The organism is Rhodoferax sp. GW821-FHT10B06, assembly GCF_059415605.1.
The window spans coordinates 376,528-396,314 of the sequence record NZ_JBWKNO010000004.1 but is presented as its reverse complement, the minus strand read 5'-3'; the positions used below and the strand labels follow the sequence as shown (position 1 = coordinate 396,314).

19 protein-coding genes are annotated in these 19,787 nt (G+C 60.7%); 13 read left to right on the top strand and 6 right to left on the bottom strand.

Going from position 1 to position 19,787, the window contains the following annotated elements:
- Positions 1–69 precede the first annotated feature (69 nt).
- Together AC07O2_RS09285 and AC07O2_RS09280 are read right to left on the bottom strand one after the other, a co-directional pair.
- Positions 70–1,335, bottom strand: a complete 1,266-nt coding sequence (locus AC07O2_RS09285) for an ABC transporter substrate-binding protein (protein WP_495075441.1) — start codon at positions 1,333–1,335, stop codon at positions 70–72.
- Between the two features lie 95 nt (positions 1,336–1,430).
- The gene (locus AC07O2_RS09280) at positions 1,431–2,081 is read right to left on the bottom strand and encodes a TetR/AcrR family transcriptional regulator (RefSeq protein ID WP_495075440.1); all 651 of its coding nucleotides are present in this window, start codon (positions 2,079–2,081) and stop codon (positions 1,431–1,433) included.
- Between the two features lie 207 nt (positions 2,082–2,288).
- On the opposite strand from AC07O2_RS09280, the gene AC07O2_RS09275 reads away from it, so the two are divergent.
- Positions 2,289–3,638 carry a Gfo/Idh/MocA family oxidoreductase gene (locus tag AC07O2_RS09275; protein ID WP_495075439.1) on the top strand — a complete coding sequence of 450 codons (1,350 nt, stop codon included), beginning with the start codon at positions 2,289–2,291 and terminating at the stop codon, positions 3,636–3,638.
- Positions 3,639–3,754: 116 nt separating this feature from the next.
- Here the strand turns inward: AC07O2_RS09275 and acnB are convergent, their stop codons facing one another.
- Genes acnB through AC07O2_RS09255 form a run of 4 tightly spaced genes read right to left on the bottom strand, consistent with a single transcriptional unit; the run spans position 3,755 to position 8,946 of the window.
- Positions 3,755–6,358 (bottom strand): bifunctional aconitate hydratase 2/2-methylisocitrate dehydratase, encoded by a 2,604-nt coding sequence (acnB, locus tag AC07O2_RS09270; protein ID WP_495075438.1) that lies wholly within the window; start codon positions 6,356–6,358, stop codon positions 3,755–3,757.
- Between the two features lie 48 nt (positions 6,359–6,406).
- Positions 6,407–6,946, bottom strand: a complete 540-nt coding sequence (locus AC07O2_RS09265; RefSeq protein WP_495075437.1) for a hypothetical protein — start codon at positions 6,944–6,946, stop codon at positions 6,407–6,409.
- Entirely contained in the window at positions 6,943–7,953 is a 1,011-nt protein-coding gene (locus tag AC07O2_RS09260) for an HpcH/HpaI aldolase/citrate lyase family protein (RefSeq protein WP_495075436.1), read from the bottom strand. Before AC07O2_RS09260 ends, AC07O2_RS09265 begins: the two co-directional genes overlap by 4 nt.
- 6 nt (positions 7,954–7,959) lie before the next feature.
- Entirely contained in the window at positions 7,960–8,946 is a 987-nt protein-coding gene (locus tag AC07O2_RS09255) for a malate dehydrogenase (RefSeq protein ID WP_495075435.1), read from the bottom strand.
- Between the two features lie 191 nt (positions 8,947–9,137).
- On the opposite strand from AC07O2_RS09255, the gene AC07O2_RS09250 reads away from it, so the two are divergent.
- The 12 genes from AC07O2_RS09250 to leuB all read left to right on the top strand — a co-directional run bounded on the left by AC07O2_RS09250 (position 9,138) and on the right by leuB (position 19,733).
- Positions 9,138–9,953, top strand: a complete 816-nt coding sequence (locus AC07O2_RS09250; protein WP_495075434.1) for a GntR family transcriptional regulator — start codon at positions 9,138–9,140, stop codon at positions 9,951–9,953.
- A 114-nt stretch (positions 9,954–10,067) separates the two neighbouring features.
- Positions 10,068–10,514 (top strand): succinate dehydrogenase, cytochrome b556 subunit, encoded by a 447-nt coding sequence (sdhC, locus tag AC07O2_RS09245; RefSeq protein ID WP_490592495.1) that lies wholly within the window; start codon positions 10,068–10,070, stop codon positions 10,512–10,514.
- A 21-nt stretch (positions 10,515–10,535) separates the two neighbouring features.
- Entirely contained in the window at positions 10,536–10,904 is a 369-nt protein-coding gene (gene sdhD / locus AC07O2_RS09240) for a succinate dehydrogenase, hydrophobic membrane anchor protein (protein ID WP_495075433.1), read from the top strand.
- A 28-nt stretch (positions 10,905–10,932) separates the two neighbouring features.
- Positions 10,933–12,741: a succinate dehydrogenase flavoprotein subunit gene (sdhA, locus tag AC07O2_RS09235; protein ID WP_490592493.1), complete on the top strand. Its 1,809-nt coding sequence runs from the start codon at positions 10,933–10,935 to the stop codon at positions 12,739–12,741.
- A gap of 10 nt (positions 12,742–12,751) precedes the next feature.
- Complete coding sequence (locus tag AC07O2_RS09230; protein WP_495075432.1) at positions 12,752–13,456, top strand: succinate dehydrogenase iron-sulfur subunit; 705 nt, start codon at positions 12,752–12,754, stop codon at positions 13,454–13,456.
- A 9-nt stretch (positions 13,457–13,465) separates the two neighbouring features.
- The gene (locus AC07O2_RS09225; RefSeq protein WP_495075431.1) at positions 13,466–13,783 is read left to right on the top strand and encodes an FAD assembly factor SdhE; all 318 of its coding nucleotides are present in this window, start codon (positions 13,466–13,468) and stop codon (positions 13,781–13,783) included.
- 10 nt (positions 13,784–13,793) lie between these two features.
- Complete coding sequence (locus AC07O2_RS09220) at positions 13,794–15,104, top strand: citrate synthase (protein ID WP_495075430.1); 1,311 nt, start codon at positions 13,794–13,796, stop codon at positions 15,102–15,104.
- A gap of 235 nt (positions 15,105–15,339) precedes the next feature.
- A complete protein-coding gene (locus AC07O2_RS09215) occupies positions 15,340–16,260 on the top strand; it encodes a LysR family transcriptional regulator (RefSeq protein ID WP_495075429.1) in 921 nt (306 codons plus the stop codon).
- Between the two features lie 26 nt (positions 16,261–16,286).
- Complete coding sequence (gene leuC / locus AC07O2_RS09210; protein ID WP_495075428.1) at positions 16,287–17,708, top strand: 3-isopropylmalate dehydratase large subunit; 1,422 nt, start codon at positions 16,287–16,289, stop codon at positions 17,706–17,708.
- Between the two features lie 23 nt (positions 17,709–17,731).
- Positions 17,732–17,890, top strand: coding sequence for an entericidin EcnAB (locus tag AC07O2_RS09205; protein ID WP_495075427.1), 159 nt, complete (start codon positions 17,732–17,734; stop codon positions 17,888–17,890).
- Between the two features lie 13 nt (positions 17,891–17,903).
- Entirely contained in the window at positions 17,904–18,560 is a 657-nt protein-coding gene (gene leuD / locus AC07O2_RS09200) for a 3-isopropylmalate dehydratase small subunit (RefSeq protein ID WP_495075426.1), read from the top strand.
- A gap of 84 nt (positions 18,561–18,644) precedes the next feature.
- Positions 18,645–19,733 (top strand): 3-isopropylmalate dehydrogenase, encoded by a 1,089-nt coding sequence (gene leuB / locus AC07O2_RS09195; protein ID WP_495075425.1) that lies wholly within the window; start codon positions 18,645–18,647, stop codon positions 19,731–19,733.
- Positions 19,734–19,787 lie beyond the last annotated feature (54 nt).

Sequence of the window (19,787 nt, the reverse complement as noted above, 5' to 3'; positions counted from 1 at the left end):
GTTTGCCTTCCAGGCTAGACAGCAAAAAAGCGGAAGTAACGCGGTCCCTTAGGCCGCATGCAGTGGCCCTCAGGCCCTGGCGAGGATGCCTTCGACTTCGGTGTGGAACTGCTGGGCACCGTCCTTGATGCTGGTGCGGCCGAAGGCCACGGCATCGGCAACCCGGCGCAGCAGGTTCTCCACCTCGCCCGCGCCTTTGGGTGGTGGCGGCGGCAAGGGCACGGCGACCTTGGTGACGGCGGCCACATAGTCGAGCTGCATCTTGCCCAGGGCATCCAGATCGGGCGCCAGTGCAGCGCGTGCGGCAGCAGAGCACGGCACGCCGCGCTCGATGCCCAGAATCTTCACGCCCTCGGGGTCGTTGACCATGAAGTTGATCACTTTGGCCGCCTCTTCCGGCGCCTTGCAGCGGGCCGACACGCTCATCATCTGGGAGGGCTTGATGTAGTGGCCGGACGAGCCGGTCTTGGAGCGCGGGAACACGCTGATGGCCAGCTTGTTCTTGTTGATGCCCTGGAAGGCCACCACCTGGTTGGAGTTGACGAAGCTCATGGCCGCCAGGCCGCGGGTCAGCTCGTATTCCTCGACCTTGCCGTTGTTGGTGGCGCCCACATCGGCCGGTGGAATCGCCCCGGCCTTGCGCAGCTTGTCCCACAGGTCGAACCAGGCCGCTACGTCGTCGCGGGTGAAAGCGGCCTTGCCCTCGGCGGTGTAGAGCATCTTGCCGCGCTGGTTCAGCCACTGCTCGAAGCCCTGCTCCCAACGGCTGTTGTCGCTGGCACCCCAGTACTTGCCGGGGTTGATCTTGGAAATCTCGCCACTGATCTTGGCGAAGTCGTCCCAGGTCCAGTTGATGTCGATGGCTTTCACACCGACCTTCTCCAGCATGCCGGTGTCATACACCATGGCCTTGGAGTTGGAACCCAGGTTCACGCCATACAGCTTGCCGTCCACCTTGCCGCCATCTTTTTCCTGCGGGCTGAAATCGGCCAGGGGCAGCAGCTTGTCGAGCGGCAGCAGGGTTTCGCGGCGCGCGTACTCGAACAAATAGCGGTAGTCCATCTGGATCAGGTCGGGCGCATTGCCGCCGGCGGTCTGGGTACCCAGCTTGGTCCAGTAATCACCCCAGCCCAGGGACTCGGCCGCGATCTGGGTGCCGCTCTTCTTGCTGTAGGTATCCAACAGCAATTTGGTGCGCTTGTCGCGATCCGGGTTACCCCACCAGAAGCAGCGCAGGCGGGTCGCCTGGGCCTGCGCCAATAAAGGATTCAAACCAAGTGCGGCCGTTGCCGCAGCGGCAGAGACTCCAAATTGACGACGGGTGAAAAGTGCCATAACCGCTAGCTCCTATAAGACAGGGAATGCGCGAATAGTTAACTCACTGGTGAATTATGAAATCGCCCATTTCCGCTGTAAATGGCTGCGGCGAGTCAATCTCTCAGGACATACCCTAGGACCACATCACAGATGTGGGACAGCCGTTCACTGTGCGCCTTGGTGGCCATCAGATCCCGTCCAAAAATGGCCGACAAGGTGTAATGGTTGGACAGGTAAAAGTACGACAAGCTGGCAATCGAAATATAGAGCTGCACCGGATCAATACCGCCCCGAAAGACCCCCTCAGCCCGCCCTCTTTCCAGAATATCGCCCAGGTCCTGGACCAAGGGTGAATTCAACTCACGGATACGGGTGGACTGCGTCAAGTGCCGAGCTTGGTGCAGGTTCTCGCTGTTCAGCAAAGTGATGAATTCCGGGTGGGCGATGTAGTATTCCCAAGTGAATTCAGTCAAACGCCGGATGGCCTTGGCGGGCTCCAGATCACGCAGATGCAGCTCGCGCTCGGCATCGCGGATATCGGCATAGGTGCGCTCCAATACCGCTAAAAACAACTCGTCCTTGCTGGTGAAGTAGTAGTAGATCAACCGCTTGTTGAGCTGGGCGTTTTCGGCGATCCGGTCTACGCGCGCACCGGCAAAACCATGGCGCGAAAACTCATCTCGGGCGGCCGCCAGAATGGCCAGTTGCGAGCGGTCTGCGTCGCGCGAACGGGGCTCCACTATAGGGGTCTGCGTGCTAGTCATAGCGCTCCAGTGCAAAGAAATACAGCAGCCAAAAATCTGCGCATGCAGGGTGTCAAGACAGGACTTTCTGTGGATTCTATTCACTATTTAGTTAAATAAGACTATGATTTACAGACGAATTTGTCCCTCAGGCGACCGCTGCTGGACGCCCCAGGTTTACCAACCCCGCTGAAGCCGCGTGGTTTCAGAACCCATTCCATTTGCACCATGAGCAAAAAGCGTCATGCGTTTGTCGGCACCGGCGGACGCGCCCTGAGTTTTATCGAACCCCTTGTCACCACCTATGCCGGGCAGAATGAACTGGTGGCCATTTGCGACACCAGTCCGGCCCGCATGGCCTACTACAACAAGCTGCTGGAGGGCGACATCGGCTACCACGCGGTACCGGCTTACACCGCCAACCGCTTCGACACCATGCTGCGCGAGCAAAAGCCGGACGAAGTATTCGTCTGCACCCAGGATTCGGCCCACCATGAATACATCGTGCGGGCTCTGTGTGCAGGCTGTGATGTGATCACCGAAAAGCCCATGGCCACCGACGCTGCCAAATGCCAGGCGATTCTGGAGGCCGTGAAAGCCAGCGGGCGCCGGGTGCGGGTGGCCTTCAACTACCGCTGGGCACCGTTCCGCACCAAGGTCAAGGAGTTGATTGCCAGCGGCGTGGTCGGCAAGATCCACTCGGTGAATCTGGAGTACCTGCTGGACACCAACCACGGCGCCGATTACTTCCGCCGCTGGCATGCGCACATCGAAAACTCTGGCAGCCTGCTGGTGCACAAGAGCACGCACCACTTCGACCTGGTGAACTGGTGGCTGGACGCGATTCCGCAGCAGGTGTTTGCCTATGGCGACCTGGTGTTCTACGGCAAGCAAAACGCCATCGCCCGCGGCGACGAGAAGCTGACCCGCTACGCGCGCTACACCGGCGTGCCCGAAGCCAAGGACGACCCTTTCTACCTGGACCTGAACGAAAGCGAATCCTTCCGCGGCCTGTACCTGGCGGGCGAGGCGGATTCGGGCTATCTGCGCGACCAGAACGTGTTCCGCGACGGCATCACCATCCCCGACCAGATGTCGCTGAACGTGCGCTACCGCACCGGCCAGGTACTCACCTACTCCCTGGTCTGCTACAGCCCGCGCGAAGGCATGCGCGTGACCTTCAACGGCGACCGTGGCCGCATCGAATACCACGAGTTCATCGGCACCCACATGAACCGCGCCGTCAGCCCGAAGAACTGGAAGATCGAAGAGAAGCCCGGCGCCGAAGCTGAAGGCGAATGGATACGCGTATTCCCGCACTTCCAGAGCAGCTACATCTTGCCCATGCCGAAGATCCGCGCGGCCCACGGCGGTGCCGACGAAATTCTGAACGCCCACTTTTACGGCCCACCGCAAGCCCCGGACGCCTGGGGCCGCACCGCAGGGCACGAACAGGGTGCAGCCTCCATCGCCGTGGGCATTGCCGGTGTGCAGTCCATGCAGTCCAATCTGCCGGTGAACATCAACGACGTGGTGGCCTTGCCACCCCAGGCGCGGCGCCTGTCTGAGCTTACATAGCCAAACACGCCTCTAGCGCAGATACAACAAGGGCCTACAGCTATCTAAACAATAGCTGCAGGCCCTTGTACGAAATCAGCAGGAGAGCTGTTACCAACCCTCCCTCGCCAAACCGTTTAAGCGGCGGCGGTGTCTTTCACCGTGTCGGCCAGATCCGTGTAGTCCTTCACCTGGTCGAAATTCAGGTACTGGTAGATCTTGGCGCTGTCTTTGGTCAGCACGCCCATGTCGGCCATGTATTCGGCCTTGGTGGGGATGCGGCCCAGCTTGGAGCAGATGGCAGCCAACTCGGCCGAACCCAGGTAGACATTGCTGTTCTTGCCCAGGCGGTTCGGGAAGTTGCGGGTCGAGGTAGAGAACACGGTTGCGCCCTCTTTCACCTGCGCCTGGTTGCCCATGCAGAGGCTGCAGCCTGGCATTTCCATGCGCGCGCCGGCCGAGCCGAGCACGCCGTAATGGCCTTCTTCGGACAACTGCTTGGCGTCCATCTTGGTGGGCGGTGCCATCCAGAGCTTGACGGGGATGTCGCGCTTGTTTTCCAGCAGCTTGGAGGCTGCGCGGAAGTGGCCGATGTTGGTCATGCAGGAGCCGATGAAGACTTCATCGATCTTGCTGCCTTCGACTTCGGCCAGGGTCTTCACGTCGTCCGGATCGTTCGGGCAGGCCACGATAGGCTCGTGGATGTCGGCCAGGTCGATCTCGATCACGGCAGCGTATTCGGCATCGGCATCGCCGTGCATCAACTCAGGGTTCGCCAGCCAGGCTTCCATCGCCTTGATGCGGCGGTTGATGGTGCGCACGTCGGAGTAACCGGTGGCAATCATCCACTTCAGCATGGTGATGTTGCTGTTGATGTACTCGATGATCGGCTCTTTGTTCAAGTGCACGGTGCAGCCGCCAGCGGAACGCTCGGCCGAGGCATCGCTCAATTCAAACGCTTGCTCAACCTTCAGGTTCGGGAGACCTTCGATTTCCAAGATGCGGCCAGAGAAGATGTTCTTCTTGCCTTGCTTGGCCACGGTCAGCAGACCGGCCTTGATGGCGTACAGCGGAATCGCGTTCACCAGGTCACGCAGGGTGATGCCAGGCTGCATTTCGCCCTTGAAACGCACCAGCACCGACTCAGGCATGTCCAAAGGCATCACGCCGGTGGCCGCGCCGAACGCCACCAGGCCGGAGCCGGCGGGGAAGCTGATGCCGATGGGGAAACGGGTGTGGCTGTCGCCGCCGGTGCCGACGGTGTCGGGCAACAGCATGCGGTTCAACCAGCTGTGGATGATGCCGTCACCGGGACGCAGGGGCACGCCGCCACGGGTGCTCATGAAGTCGGGCAGTTCGTGGTGCATCTTCACGTCCACCGGCTTGGGGTAAGCGGCGGTGTGGCAGAAGGATTGCATCACCAGGTCGGCGCTAAAGCCCAGGCAGGCCAGGTCTTTCAGCTCGTCGCGGGTCATCGGGCCGGTGGTGTCTTGCGAGCCGACCGAGGTCATCTTGGGTTCGCAGTAGGTACCCGGACGCACGCCCTGGCCGGCAGGCAGGCCGCAGGCGCGGCCAACCATCTTCTGGGCCAGCGTGAAACCCTTCTTGGTATCGGCCGGATTTTGCGGCAGGCGGAACAGGGTGCTGACGGGCAGACCCAGCGCTTCGCGCGCCTTGGCGGTCAGGCCACGGCCGATGATCAGCGGAATACGGCCACCGGCGCGCACTTCGTCGAACAGCACTTCGCTCTTCAACTTGAACTCGGCAATCACCTTGCCGTCTTTCAGGGCCTTGCCTTCATAGGGCAGCAGTTCGACCACGTCGCCCATGGCCATTTGGCTCACGTCCAGCTCGATCGGCAGCGCGCCGGAGTCTTCCATGGTGTTGTAGAAAATCGGGGCAATCTTGGCGCCCAGGCAGACGCCGCCGAAACGCTTGTTCGGCACGAATGGAATGTCTTCACCGGTAAACCACAGCACCGAGTTGGTGGCGGACTTGCGGCTGGAGCCGGTACCCACCACGTCGCCCACATAGGCGACCAGGTTGCCCTTGGCGCGCAGGTCTTCGAGGAACTTCACGGGGCCGCGCTTGCCATCCTCTTCGGGGGTGATGCCGGGGCGGGCATTCTTGTGCATCGCCAAAGCGTGCAGCGGAATGTCGGGGCGGCTCCAGGCATCGGGCGCGGGCGACAGGTCGTCGGTGTTGATTTCGCCGGCCACCTTGAAGATGCTGACGGTGATGCTCTTGGGCACTTCGGGGCGGCTGGTGAACCATTCGGCATCGGCCCAGCTTTGCAGCACAGCCTTGGCGTGGGCATTGCCCTTCTCGGCCTTTTCCTGCACGTCATGAAACTGGTCGAACATCAGCAGGGTTTTCTTCAGACCATCGGCGGCGGCCGCGGCCACCGAGGCGGCGGAGTCGTCCAGCAGGTCGATCATCGGGCTGATGTTGTAGCCGCCCAGCATGGTGCCCAGCAGTTCAGTAGCTTTTTCACGCGAGATCAGCGGGCATTTTTCAGTGCCATGGGCCACGGCTGCCAGGTAGCTGGCCTTCACTTTGGCGGCATCGTCCACGCCAGCTGGAACGCGGTGTGTGATCAGATTCAGCAGATTGGCTTCTTCGCCTGCGGGTGGGTTCTTCAGCAGTTCGATCAACTCGCCGGTCTGCTTGGCAGACAGGGGGAGCGGGGGAATGCCGAGGGCGGCGCGCTCAGCTACATGGGCGGCATAGGCTTGCAACATGGTTTTCTCCTGGTTCAAAAATCGTGGGGTAAAACTAGAAATTTCGATTTATTTGGTGGCCGTCTCTACGGGTGCCGCTGGCGCAAACATGCTTTGCGCCGGCAGCTTCTTCAAGGCCTCGGCCACAGCCACCTGTTCGGGGCTCATGCATTCGTCAGCCAGGCGCTGGCCCAGTTTCTGATTCATCAGCATGGATTTGTTGGCCAACTGCAGCCACACGGCACCAGCCTTCTTGTCTTCCAGACGGATCGCGCCGGTGCTGGTTTCCACCGGGAACATCCGGTACTTCAGCGACTTGACCTGGACATTGAAGTAACCCGGGTATTTGGGATCGGCAACCAGGTTCACGACGGTGCCCAACTCACAAGGCACAGCCCCGACTTGCACACGTTCGGCAATCGCCATTTCCGCAGGCGTCAGGGCAGCTTCAGCGGCTTCAATACCGGCAGCAACATTCTTGGCCGCCGACTTGAGCTGCTGGCGGCTGCTGGTGGGCTTGGGTGCAGCCTTGGTGGATTTGGGCACGTCTTGCGCCCAGACCAAACTGACGGAGAGCAGGCACGCAGCCGCAGACAGAACTAATTTCATACGTTTTCCAATTGAACAGGAGAGTGGGATGGCTGGAAATATCCGGCCATTTCGGAAGGCAGGTGGCGCCCGGTTCTATGGGCGCGCTCTAGTACCTGCCAAAAATATCGATAACTTGCGCGGTCGTGCAGTTGCCCGGCAAAGGAAATAGGCGCCCATTCGGCACGCACGGCCGCCTCGATGATGCGAGCGGCTTTGTCCACTTCAGACTCCGATGGCGAAAACGCCTCCAGAATGGGGCGAATCTGGCCAGGATGGATGCTCCACATTCGGGTGAAACCCAGTGTTTGTGCCGCGCGCCGGGCTGCAGCCTGCAGCGCCCAGGTGTCATTGAATTCGGTCACCACACAATGCGACGGCACTTTGCCATACGCATGGCAGGCGGATGCAATTTCCAGCTTGGCCCGCACCACCAGCGGATGGGTAAATTGCCCCTCGACCCCCATCGCATCCGCAGGAATGGCTCCGCCATGGCTGGACACAAAATCCATCAGGCCAAAACTCAGGGACTGCACCCGCGGATGCGCTGCAATCTCGAAGGCGCGTTGTACCGCCGCCGGAGACTCAATCAAAACTTGTAGCGGCACATGCACAGAAGATGTGCGCTGGAGTGCCTTTTCGACCACGTCAATATCGTGCACGGATTCGATCTTGGGCACCATCACGTGGCACAAGCGGTGGCCGGCCTGGCCGGCAATCAGGGCCATGTCCTGGGCAAACGACGGATGGTCCACCGCATGCACCCGCACCGCCACCCGGGCAGACGCCGGTGCAGCCAAAGCCAGCTCCACCACCATGGCAGCATGCTCGGCCTCGCCACCAGCGGGCGCGCCATCTTCGCAGTCCAGCGTCACGTCGAAAACGCAGGCGCCGAACTCTTCCGTCATTTCGGCCTGCAACTGCAGGCTTTTGCGCATCCGCGCTTCAACACCGCTGTAGTGGTCACAGACCGGGAGGAAAGCCTCCGCAGCCTGGGCACCCAGCAGAACTTGACGCGGATGCAGCATGCTGGCTTAGAGCAGGTGGGCGACGCCGGCTTGCTCGTCTTGCAGCTCTTTGAGCGTGACGTTGATACGCTCTTGCGAGAACGCGTCGACTTCCAGACCTTCCACAACCTTGTATTCGCCACCTTCGCAGGTCACGGCGAAGCCGAACATGGTGTCCTGGGGGATGCCGTACTGGCCGTCCGACGGGATGCCCATGGTGACCCACTTGCCATTCGTACCCAGCGCCCAGTCGCGCATATGGTCGATGGCTGCATTGGCGGCCGAGGCAGCGGAAGACACGCCGCGGGCGGCGATGATGGCCGCGCCGCGCTTGCCCACGGTGGGCAGGAAGGTGTCTTTGTTCCAGACTTCGTCGTTGATCATGGTCTTGACGCTTTCGCCGTTGATGGTGGCGAAACGGTAGTCGGCGTACATCGTGGGCGAATGGTTGCCCCAGACAGTGAGCTTTTCAATATCGGCCACGGCCTTGCCGGTTTTGGCGGCAATCTGGCTCAAAGCACGGTTGTGGTCCAGGCGCAGCATGGCGGTGAAGTTCTTGCGTGGCAGATCCGGCGCGCTCTTCATGGCGATGTAGGCATTGGTGTTGGCAGGATTGCCGACCACCAGCACCTTGACGTTGCGGCTGGCTACAGCGTTCAAGGCCTTGCCTTGGGCGGTGAAGATTTCGGCGTTCACGGCCAGCAGTTCGGCACGCTCCATGCCTGGGCCGCGGGGGCGCGAACCGATCAGCAATGCGTAGTCCACGTCCTTGAATGCAGCCAGGGGGTCGCTGTGCGCTTCGATGCCCACCAGCAAGGGGAAGGCGCAGTCTTGCAATTCCATGATCACGCCTTGCAGCGCTTGCTGGGCCTTCTCAACAGGCACTTCCAGCAGACTCAACACCACAGGCTGGTCTTTACCCAGCATTTCGCCGGAGGCGATGCGGAACAGAATGGCGTAACCGATTTGACCGGCGGCACCGGTGACGGCAACGCGAACAGGCTTTTTGCTCATGGGGAAGACTCCAGGAAGTGTTGAAAAACGAGGTTGGACCGCACACCCATGCCAGTCGCCGGGTGCGACACAAACAGCCATGGAGTTTACTCTCGAAAACCCGCAAACGTCAATTTGTCTTATGTCTTATATAAGATATGATTCGGATTGTTTCATCCCTACGCATTTGCTCACACCACCCCAGTTTGCCAATGACCCACACACCCGCCATCGCCGTCGATCCAGCACCGGCGGCCAGTGACGCCAGTGCCAGCATTGCACCAACGCTGACACCGGCATTCAGCCCGCTCTACCAGCAGATCAAGGGACTCATTCTGCAAAGTCTGCAGGCCGGCGAGTGGAAACCGGGCGAAGCCATCCCCAGCGAAATGGAATTGGCGGCACGCTATCGCGTCAGCCAAGGTACGGTGCGCAAAGCCATTGACGAATTGGCGGCCGATAACCTGCTGGTGCGCCGCCAGGGCAAAGGCACTTTTGTCGCAACCCATGCCGAACAGCATGTGCAGTACCGCTTCTTGAAGCTGATGCCCGACCAGGGTGACATCCAGAGCGAAGGCCCGGCCCAGCGCGACATCATCGACTGCAAGCGCCAGCGTGCCTCCGCCGACGTAGCCAAGGCACTGGGTCTGCGCAGCGGCGACGCGGTGCTGCATGTGCGCCGCATGCTGTCCTTCAAACGCAATGGGGAATTTATACCGACCATCCTGGACGACTTGTGGCTGCCGGGTGTACCGTTCAAGGGCTTGACCATGGAGCGCCTGGCCGGCTACCGTGGCCCGATGTACGCATTGTTTGAAACCGAATTTGGCGTGCGCATGGTACGGGCCGAGGAAAAAATACGCGCGGTCAACCCGGAGATCGACCAGGCCCGCCTGCTCAAAGTGGGGCCTGCCGCCCCCTTGCTGTGCGTGGAGCGGGTCGCTTACACCTACAACGATGTTCCCATGGAGTTACGGCGCGGCCTCTACAACACGGAATCGCACCACTACCGCAATGAGTTAAGTTGAAGCAAGTTGAAGCCTATTCCGATACAGCAAAGGTTCTTATGCTGCATTGCAATAGAATTTTAGGTTGCACTTGTTCGAATAATTACAGCCTGTTACCTCCACGAAAGCGCATTTATGTCCGAGCTTGCCTCCCCCCTGAAAACAAAACGACCTGAATTTCGCAACATCAACGCCCTCACGGACCTGCCGACCTATCGCATGGCACCGGCAGCCTGGGTATCCATCCTGCACCGCGTCAGCGGCGTCATCATGTTCCTGTTGATGCCCTTCATCATTTGGATGTTTGACACCTCGGTTTCCAGCGAAATCTCGTTTGCAAAATTCAAAGCCGTGTTCAATATCGGAGCAGGATTCGTACCAGGCTTCATCTTCAAACTGGTGGCATTGGCGCTGATCTGGGCCTACCTGCACCATTTCACTGCCGGTCTGCGCCATCTGTGGATGGACACCCACCATGACGCGGTCACCAAGGAGTTTGGCGCCAAGTCCGCCAAGTTCACCCTCGCCATCAGCCTGGGGCTAACCGTCGTGCTGGCAGCCAAGCTGTTCGGCCTGTATTAATTCACCCCGGAGCACTCCACCATGTCGGTTAAATACGGATCTAAACGCGTTGTCGTCGGCGCGCACTATGGCTTGCGCGACTGGCTGGCACAGCGCGTCACTGCGGGCATCATGGCCCTGTTCACCGTGGCCGTGTTGGCCCAGCTGTTGATCGCCAAAGGCCCTATCGGTTACGACCTGTGGGCCGGCATCTTTGCAGCGCAATGGATGAAGATCGTCACCTTCTCGGTCATCATTGCCTTGCTGTACCACGTATGGGTCGGTATGCGTGACGTCTTGATGGACTATGTGACCGCCCATGTCGGCCTGCGCCTATTGCTGCAAATTTTCACCATCGTCTGGCTGGTTGGCTGCGCTGGCTGGGCCATTCAAGTGCTCTGGCGTCTGTGATACCCGTTTGACCCACGCAGAAATAAAAATGACCTATACCAAAGCCCACATTTCCAAGCGCAAATTTGATGTCGTGATCGTCGGTGCCGGCGGTTCCGGTATGCGCGCAGCCCTCGAATTGTCCAAGGCCGGCCTGAACGTGGCCTCGCTGTCCAAAGTTTTCCCCACCCGCAGCCACACCGTGGCCGCCCAAGGCGGCGTTAGCGCCTCGCTGGGCAATATGTCGGAAGATAACTGGCACTACCATTTCTACGACACCATCAAGGGTTCCGACTGGCTCGGCGACCAAGATGCGATCGAGTTCATGTGCCGCGAAGCCCCCAAGGTGGTGTACGAGCTGGAACACTTCGGCATGCCGTTCGACCGCAATCCCGATGGCACGATTTACCAGCGTCCGTTCGGCGGCCACACCGCCAACTACGGTGAAAAGCCCGTGCAACGCGCCTGCGCCGCGGCCGACCGCACCGGCCACGCCATGCTGCATACGCTGTACCAACAAAACGTCAAGGCCAAGACCAATTTCTTCGTCGAATGGATGGCCCTGGACATCATCCGCGATGCCGCGGGCGATGTGGTTGGCGTAACTGCCCTGGAAATGGAAACCGGCGACCTGCACATCCTGCAAGCCAAAACCGTGCTGCTGGCCACCGGTGGTGCTGGCCGCATCTTCGGTGCCTCCACCAATGCCTTCATCAACACCGGCGACGGCCTGGGCATGGCGGCACGTGCCGGCATTGCCTTGCAAGACATGGAGTTCTGGCAGTTCCACCCCACCGGCGTGGCCGGTGCCGGCGTGCTGCTGACCGAAGGCTGCCGCGGCGAAGGCGCGATCTTGCTGAACAGCAATGGCGAACGCTTCATGGAGCGCTACGCGCCCACACTGAAGGACCTGGCACCGCGCGACTTCGTATCGCGCTGCATGGACCAGGAAATCAAGGAAGGCCGTGGCTGCGGTCCGAACAAAGACTACATCCTGCTCAAGCTGGACCACCTGGGTGCCGACACCATCCACAAGCGCCTGCCCTCGGTGTACGAGATCGGTGTCAACTTCGCTAACGTGGATATCACCAAGGAACCGATTCCCGTGGTGCCCACCATCCATTACCAAATGGGTGGCGTGCCAACCAATATCCACGGCCAGGTCGTGGAGCAAAAAGACGGCATCAACAACTCCGTGGTCAATGGCCTCTACGCCGTGGGCGAATGCGCCTGCGTCAGCGTACACGGCGCCAACCGCTTGGGCACGAACTCGCTGCTTGATCTGCTGGTCTTCGGCAAGGCCGCTGGCCGCCACATCGTGGAATTCGCCAAGAACAGCAAGGAGCACAAGCCCCTGCCGGAAAACGCGGCCGACCGCACTCTGGAGCGCCTGAACCAGCTCGAAGCCTCGACCGACGGCACCTACTCGCAAGACGTGGCAGGCAACATCCGCGCAGCGATGCAGCTGCACGCCGGCGTGTTCCGCACCCAGGCCAGCATGGACGAAGGCGTGGCAAAGATTGCCGAAATCCGTAAGCAAGTCGCCAGCATCACGCTGAAAGACAAGTCCAAGATCTTCAACACGGCGCGCATCGAAGCGCTGGAAGTGGACAACCTGATCGAAGTCGCGCAAGCCACCATCGTCTCCGCCGCCGCCCGTCGTGAATGCCGTGGCGCCCATACGGTGTACGACTACGAACACCCGGCCGACCACGCCGAATTCCCACTCGGCCGCAACGACAAGGAATGGATGAAACACACCCTGTGGTACAGCGAAGGCAGTCGCCTGGACTACAAGCCGGTGAACCTCAAGCCTTTGACCGTGGACAGCGTGCCACCCAAGGTCCGTACCTTCTAAGGATAGAAAAATGACAAAACGTACATTCCAAATCTACCGCTACGACCCGGACACCGATGCCAAGCCCTACATGCAGACCATCGAGATCGAACTCGACGGCCATGAACGCATGCTGCTGGACGCACTGGTCAAGCTGAAGCAACAAGACCCCACGCTGTCGTTCCGCCGCTCCTGCCGTGAAGGCGTGTGTGGCTCCGACGCCATGAACATCAACGGCAAGAACGGTCTGGCCTGCCTGACCAATATGCTGACGCTGCCGGGCACTATCGTGCTCAAGCCGCTGCCCGGCTTGCCTGTCATCCGCGACCTGATCGTGGACATGACTGACTTCTTCAAGCAGTACAACTCGATCAAGCCTTACCTGGTGAACGAAAGCCTGGCGCCCGAGCGCGAGCGCCTACAAAGCCCGGAAGAACGCGAAGAGTTGAACGGCCTGTACGAGTGCATCTTATGCGCCAGCTGCTCAACCAGCTGCCCCAGCTTCTGGTGGAATCCAGACAAGTTCGTCGGCCCCGCCGGCCTACTGCAAGCCTACCGCTTCATCGCCGACAGCCGCGACGACAGCACCGCTGCCCGCCTGGACAACCTGGAAGACCCATACCGCCTGTTCCGCTGCCACACCATCATGAACTGCGTGGACGTCTGCCCCAAAGGCTTGAACCCTACCAAAGCGATTGGCAAGATCAAGGAACTGATGGTCCGCCGCGCCGTCTAAGGCTTATTGGTGCAACCACTTTCCCACTCCACCCCGCCTGCGGCCCTGGCCGCCGGCTCGGAGTTGCTCGACGAGCGTGCCTTGAGCAAACTACGCTGGCGCTGCCGGCGTGGTCTGCTGGAGAACGATCTCTATATCGACCAGTTTTTCCAGAAATACGCCGATAGCCTGACCGTCAGTCAAGGGAAAGCCTTGAGCGATCTAATGGAGCTGAGTGACAACGATCTGCTGGATCTGCATTTGGCGCGTAAGCCACTTGACCAGGTAGAGCCCGCGCTGGACCGCAGCGACGTGCACGAAGTTTTGAGTATGTTGAGAAACCGCTGAAAGGGTAAAAATGAAACTAGCTGACAATAAAGCCACCCTGTCGTTCAGTAACGGCAGCCCGAGTGTGGACCTCCCGGTGTACCACGGCAACGTGGGTCCCGACGTGATCGATATCCGTAAGCTGTATGCCCAAACCGGCATGTTCACTTACGACCCGGGCTTCCTGTCTACCGCATCCTGTCAGTCGGCCATCACCTACATCGACGGCGACAAGGGCGAGCTGCTATACCGCGGCTACCCCATCGAGCAACTCGCCACCAACTGCGACTTCCTGGAAACCTGCCACCTGCTGCTGTACGGTGAGCTGCCCAACCCCACCCAAAAAGCCGACTTCACCAAGCTCGTGACCAACCACACCATGGTCAACGAGCAGATGCAGTTCTTCCTGCGCGGCTTCCGCCGTGATGCCCACCCCATGGCCATCATGACCGGCTTGGTCGGCGCCCTGTCGGCCTTCTACCACGACAGCACCGACATCACGAATCCGCAGCACCGCGAAATCGCCGCGATCCGCCTGATCGCCAAGATGCCAACGCTGGTCGCCATGGCCTATAAGTACACCATTGGCCAACCTTACATGTACCCCAAGAACGAGCTGAGCTACGCCGGCAACTTCCTGCACATGATGTTCGCTACGCCCTGCGAAGAATACAAGGTCAGCCCCGTGCTGGAACGCGCCCTGGACCGTATCTTCACGCTGCACGCCGACCACGAACAAAACGCCTCCACCTCCACCGTACGCCTGTGCGGCTCCTCCGGCACCAACCCGTTCGCAGCCATTGCGGCCGGTGTGGCCTGCCTGTGGGGCCCCGCCCACGGCGGCGCCAACGAAGCATGCCTGAACATGCTGGAAGACATCCAGAAAATGGGCGGCGTGGCCAAGGTCGGCGAGTTCATGGAAAAGGTCAAGGACAAGAGCTCCGGCGTCAAGCTGATGGGCTTTGGCCACCGCGTGTACAAAAACTACGACCCGCGCGCCAAGCTGATGCAAGAGACCTGCAAGGAAGTGCTGGCCGAGCTGGGCCTGGAAAACGACCCGCTGTTCAAGCTGGCCATGGCCCTGGAAAAGATCGCCCTGGAAGACGACTATTTCGTGCAGCGCAAGCTCTACCCGAATGTCGACTTCTACTCCGGCATCGTGCAACGCGCCATCGGCATCCCCACGCCGCTGTTCACCGCCGTGTTCGCCCTGGCCCGCACCTCCGGCTGGATCGCCCAGCTGAATGAAATGATCGGCGACCCCGAGTACAAGATCGGCCGCCCACGCCAGCTGTTCACCGGCTCGGTAGCTCGCAACGTCAAGCCCATCGCTTCGCGTTAATCCACGCAGCCCCTCAGAAACCCGCCTTGCAGCAATGCCGGCGGGTTTTTTCATGCCTGCCGAGATTGCTACACTTTAGATAGCTGCCAGCGCATGTAATACGTGCGCTAGAGCCATAAAACATATAAATTCCGTGTCGCATGCACGCGATGGCAGCCATCGCCAATACAGAAGGCAAAGCCAATTCAAAAGCAGGAAAATAGCTAGCCATCGCCTACAGCGATGCCCAACCCCGATGCAACCCACCGAACGCAACTTTGCCCGCCGCATGGACCTCACCTCGCTACAGCTGTTTGTAGCGGTGTGTGAGCTCGGCAGCATAGGCCGCGCGGCGGAACGGGAATTCATTGCCGCCTCCGCCGTCAGCAAGCGCCTGAGCGACCTGGAAGCCACGCTGGGCACACCTTTGCTGGTACGCCACGCGCGCGGCGTGGACCTGACCCCGGCCGGCGAAAGCCTGCTGCACCACGCGCGCTCCATGCTCTACAGCCTAGAGAAGATGCAGGGTGAGCTCAGCGAGTACGCGTTCGGCGTGCGCGGCCATGTGCGTATCCACGCCAGCATCTCCGCCGTGGTGCAGTTCCTGCCCGAAGATTTGGGCACTTTTGTGCGCGAGCATGCCCAGGTAAAAATCGACCTGGAGGAACACCTCAGCTCCGAAGTGATTCGCGCGGTGCAGGAAGGCGCGGCCGACCTGGGCATCTGCAACACCGCCGACGGCGTGGGTACATTGCAAACCCGCGCCTACCGGCAAGACAATTTGGCCTTGATAGTGCCTGCAGCGCACGTTTTATCTGCACAGGCCGCTATCAATTTTGAAGACACCCTGGATTTCGACCACGTCGGCCTGCATGCCACCAGCTCGATCTACCTGGCCATGCACCGCGCCGCCGCCGCCCAGGGCCGCAGCATCAAGCTGCGCATCCACGTCGCCGGACTAGACGCCATGTGCCGCATGATCGCCAATGGTCTCGGCATTGGCGTGATGCCGCAGCGCGCGTTCGAGCTGATGCGCGGCACCGGCCAGCTGGTCGCAGTGCCCCTGAACGACAGCTGGGCTACGCGCCAGATCGAGCTGGTGGCGCGCGATTTCTCCACCCTGCCCGTCACCGCCCGCCTGCTGCTGGACCACCTCAGCCCCCGGCCAGAAGCATAAAATTAAGTTCCACGAAAGAAGCACAAATGGCACGCACTCTGTACGACAAGATCTGGGACGAACACGTCGTCCACACCGAAGACGATGGCACGACCATCCTCTACATCGACCGCCATCTGGTCCATGAAGTGACCAGCCCGCAGGCCTTCGAAGGCCTGCGCCAGGCCGGCCGCAAGGTCTGGCGCATCAGCTCCATCGTCGCCACCGCCGACCACAACACCCCAACCACCGGCTGGGAGCTGGGCTACGACGGCATCACCGACCCGATCAGCAAAGAGCAGATCACCACGCTAGACGCCAATATCGCCGAATCCGGCTCGGCGGCCTACTTCCCGTTCATGTCCAAACGCCAGGGCATCGTGCACGTCATCGGCCCTGAAAACGGCGCTACCCTGCCCGGCATGACCGTGGTCTGCGGCGACTCGCACACCTCCACCCACGGCGCCTTTGGCGCACTGGCCCACGGCATCGGCACCAGCGAAGTCGAGCACGTGATGGCCACGCAAACTCTGTTGGCCAAGAAGGCCAAGAACATGCTGGTCAAGGTAGAAGGCACGCTGCCCAAGGGCTGCGGTGGCAAGGACATCGTGCTGGCCATCATCGGCAAGATCGGCACGGCAGGCGGCACCGGCTACACCATCGAATTCGCCGGCTCGGCCATCCGCGCACTCAGCATGGAAGGTCGCATGACCGTCTGCAATATGGCCATCGAAGCCGGCGCCCGCGCCGGCCTGGTGGCGGTGGACGAGAAGACGGTCAATTACGTCAAAGGCCGTTTGCTGGCCCCCACGGGCGTCGAATTCGATGCCGCTGCCGCCTACTGGCGCACCCTGCACAGCGACCCCGGCGCGCATTTCGACGCCGTGGTCGAGCTGGACGCCAGCCAGATCATTCCGCAGGTCACCTGGGGCACCTCGCCCGAGATGGTGCTGGGCATCGACGGCCGCGTGCCCGATCCTGAAAAGGAAAAAGACAGCAACAAGCGCGGCGCCATCGAGCGCGCGCTGACCTACATGAACCTGCAACCCGGCAAGGCCCTGAACGACATCTTCGTCGACAAGGTGTTCATCGGCTCCTGCACCAATAGCCGCATCGAAGACATGCGCGAAGCCGCCGCCGTGGTGAAGAAGCTGGGTCAGAAGGTCGCCAAGAACATCAAGCTGGCCATGGTCGTACCCGGCTCCGGCCTGGTGAAAGAGCAGGCCGAGCATGAAGGCCTGGACCTGATCTTCAAGGCCGCCGGCTTCGAATGGCGCGAACCCGGCTGCTCCATGTGCCTGGCCATGAATGCAGACAAGCTGGAGCCCGGCGAACGCTGCGCCTCCACCAGCAACCGCAACTTCGAAGGCCGCCAGGGCGCTGGTGGCCGCACGCATCTGGTCAGCCCGGCCATGGCCGCCGCCGCCGCCGTGCACGGCCATTTCGTCGATATCCGCAAATTCAGCTGACCCCTTCTCTGGAGCTTTTCATCATGAAAACATTCATCGCCCTGATTGCTACTTCTGCCCTGCTGCTCCTGTCTGGCTGCAACACTTGGTCCGGCGTCAAGCAAGACGCTAAGGAGGTCGGTACGGCCGCTGGCAAAGGTGTCGAGAAAGCTGGCGAAAAAATTCGAGACATCTCCAAATAAGGCGCACCTCACCATGCAGAAATTTACCGTACTCAAGGGCCTGGTGGCCCCCATGGACCGCGAGAACGTCGATACCGACGCAATCATCCCCAAGCAGTTTTTGAAGTCCATCCGCAAGACCGGCTTCGGCCAGAACCTGTTCGACGAATGGCGCTACCTGGACCCGGGCTTCCCCGGCCAAGACCCGGCCAGCCGCAAGCCGAATCCCGACTTTGTGCTGAACCAGCCACGCTATGCAGGCGCTTCCATCCTGCTGGCGCGCAAGAACTTCGGCTGTGGCTCGTCGCGCGAACATGCGCCCTGGGCCATCGACCAATACGGCTTCCGCGCCATCATCGCGCCCAGCTATGCCGACATCTTCTTCAACAACTGCTTCAAGAACGGCCTGCTGCCCATCGTGCTGCCCGAAGCGCAAGTGGCCGAACTGTTCGACGCCTGCCAGGCCTTCCCCGGCTACCAGCTGACGGTGGACCTGGAGCGCCAAGTCATCGTCAAGCCGCAGGGCGAAGAGTTGCCTTTCGAGGTACAGGCCTTCCGCAAATACTGCCTGCTGAACGGCTTTGACGACATCGGCCTGACCCTGCGGCAATCCGACAAGATCAAGGCATTTGAGGCTGAACGCCTAGCCACCAAACCCTGGTTGGCCCACACCACGGTAGCTGGCGCCTAAGCCCGTCCACTATCAAATCCATAGCTGCCAGCGCAGGAGATATCTGCGCTGGCAGCCTATTTTTTATAAATTCCAATGAGCTCTATGAAAATCGCAGTACTCCCCGGTGATGGCATCGGCACCGAAATCGTCGCCGAGGCCATCAAGGTACTGAACGTACTCGACCTGCCCTTCGAGATGGAATCCGCCCTGGTCGGCGGTACCGCTTTTGATGCCCACGGGCACCCGCTGCCCGAGGCCACGCTGAAACTGGCCAAAGAAGCCGATGCCGTGCTGTTCGGCGCCGTCGGCGACTGGAAGTACGACAAGCTGGAGCGCCAATTCCGCCCCGAGCAAGCCATCCTGGGCCTGCGCAAGAACCTAGGCCTGTTCGCCAACTTCCGTCCCGCCATCTGCTACGAGCAGCTGGTCAGCGCCTCCAGCCTGAAGCCCGAGCTGGTGTCCGGCCTGGACATTCTGATCATCCGCGAACTCACCGGCGACATCTACTTCGGCCAGCCACGCGGCCGCCGCATCGCCGTGGACGGACATTTCCCCGGTGCGGAAGAAGCCTTCGACACCATGCGCTATAGCCGCCCGGAGATCGAGCGCATCGCCCACGTCGCCTTCCAGGCCGCCCGCAAGCGCAACAAGCGCGTGACCAGCGTGGACAAAAACAATGTGCTGGAAACCTCGCAGCTGTGGAAAGACGTGATGGTCGAGATCGGCACCCAGTACCCGGACGTGGCGCTGGACCACATGCTGGTCGACAACGCCGCCATGCAGCTGGTCAAGGCGCCTAAGAGCTTCGACGTGATCGTCACCGGCAATATGTTCGGCGACATCCTGTCCGACGAGGCGTCCATGCTCACCGGCTCCATCGGCATGCTGCCTTCCGCCAGCCTGAATGCGCAGAACCGGGGCCTGTACGAACCCAGCCACGGCAGCGCGCCGGATATCGCCGGCAAGGGCGTGGCCAATCCATTGGCTACAATACTGTCCGCCGCCATGATGTTACGTTTCTCCCTCCAACAAGCCGACGCTGCCGACCGTATCGAGTCCGCAGTGCAATCCGTGCTGGCTGCAGGCCTGAGAACACCGGACATCTACTCGGCAGGCACGACCAAGGTCGGCACCCAGCAAATGGGCGATGCCGTCGTGGCTGCCATTACCAAGACGACCATTAAAGGCTAAGACTTAGCCCGGTTCGTCACGCCCCTCCCGGCCCGACGAGCCGGGAAAAGAAAA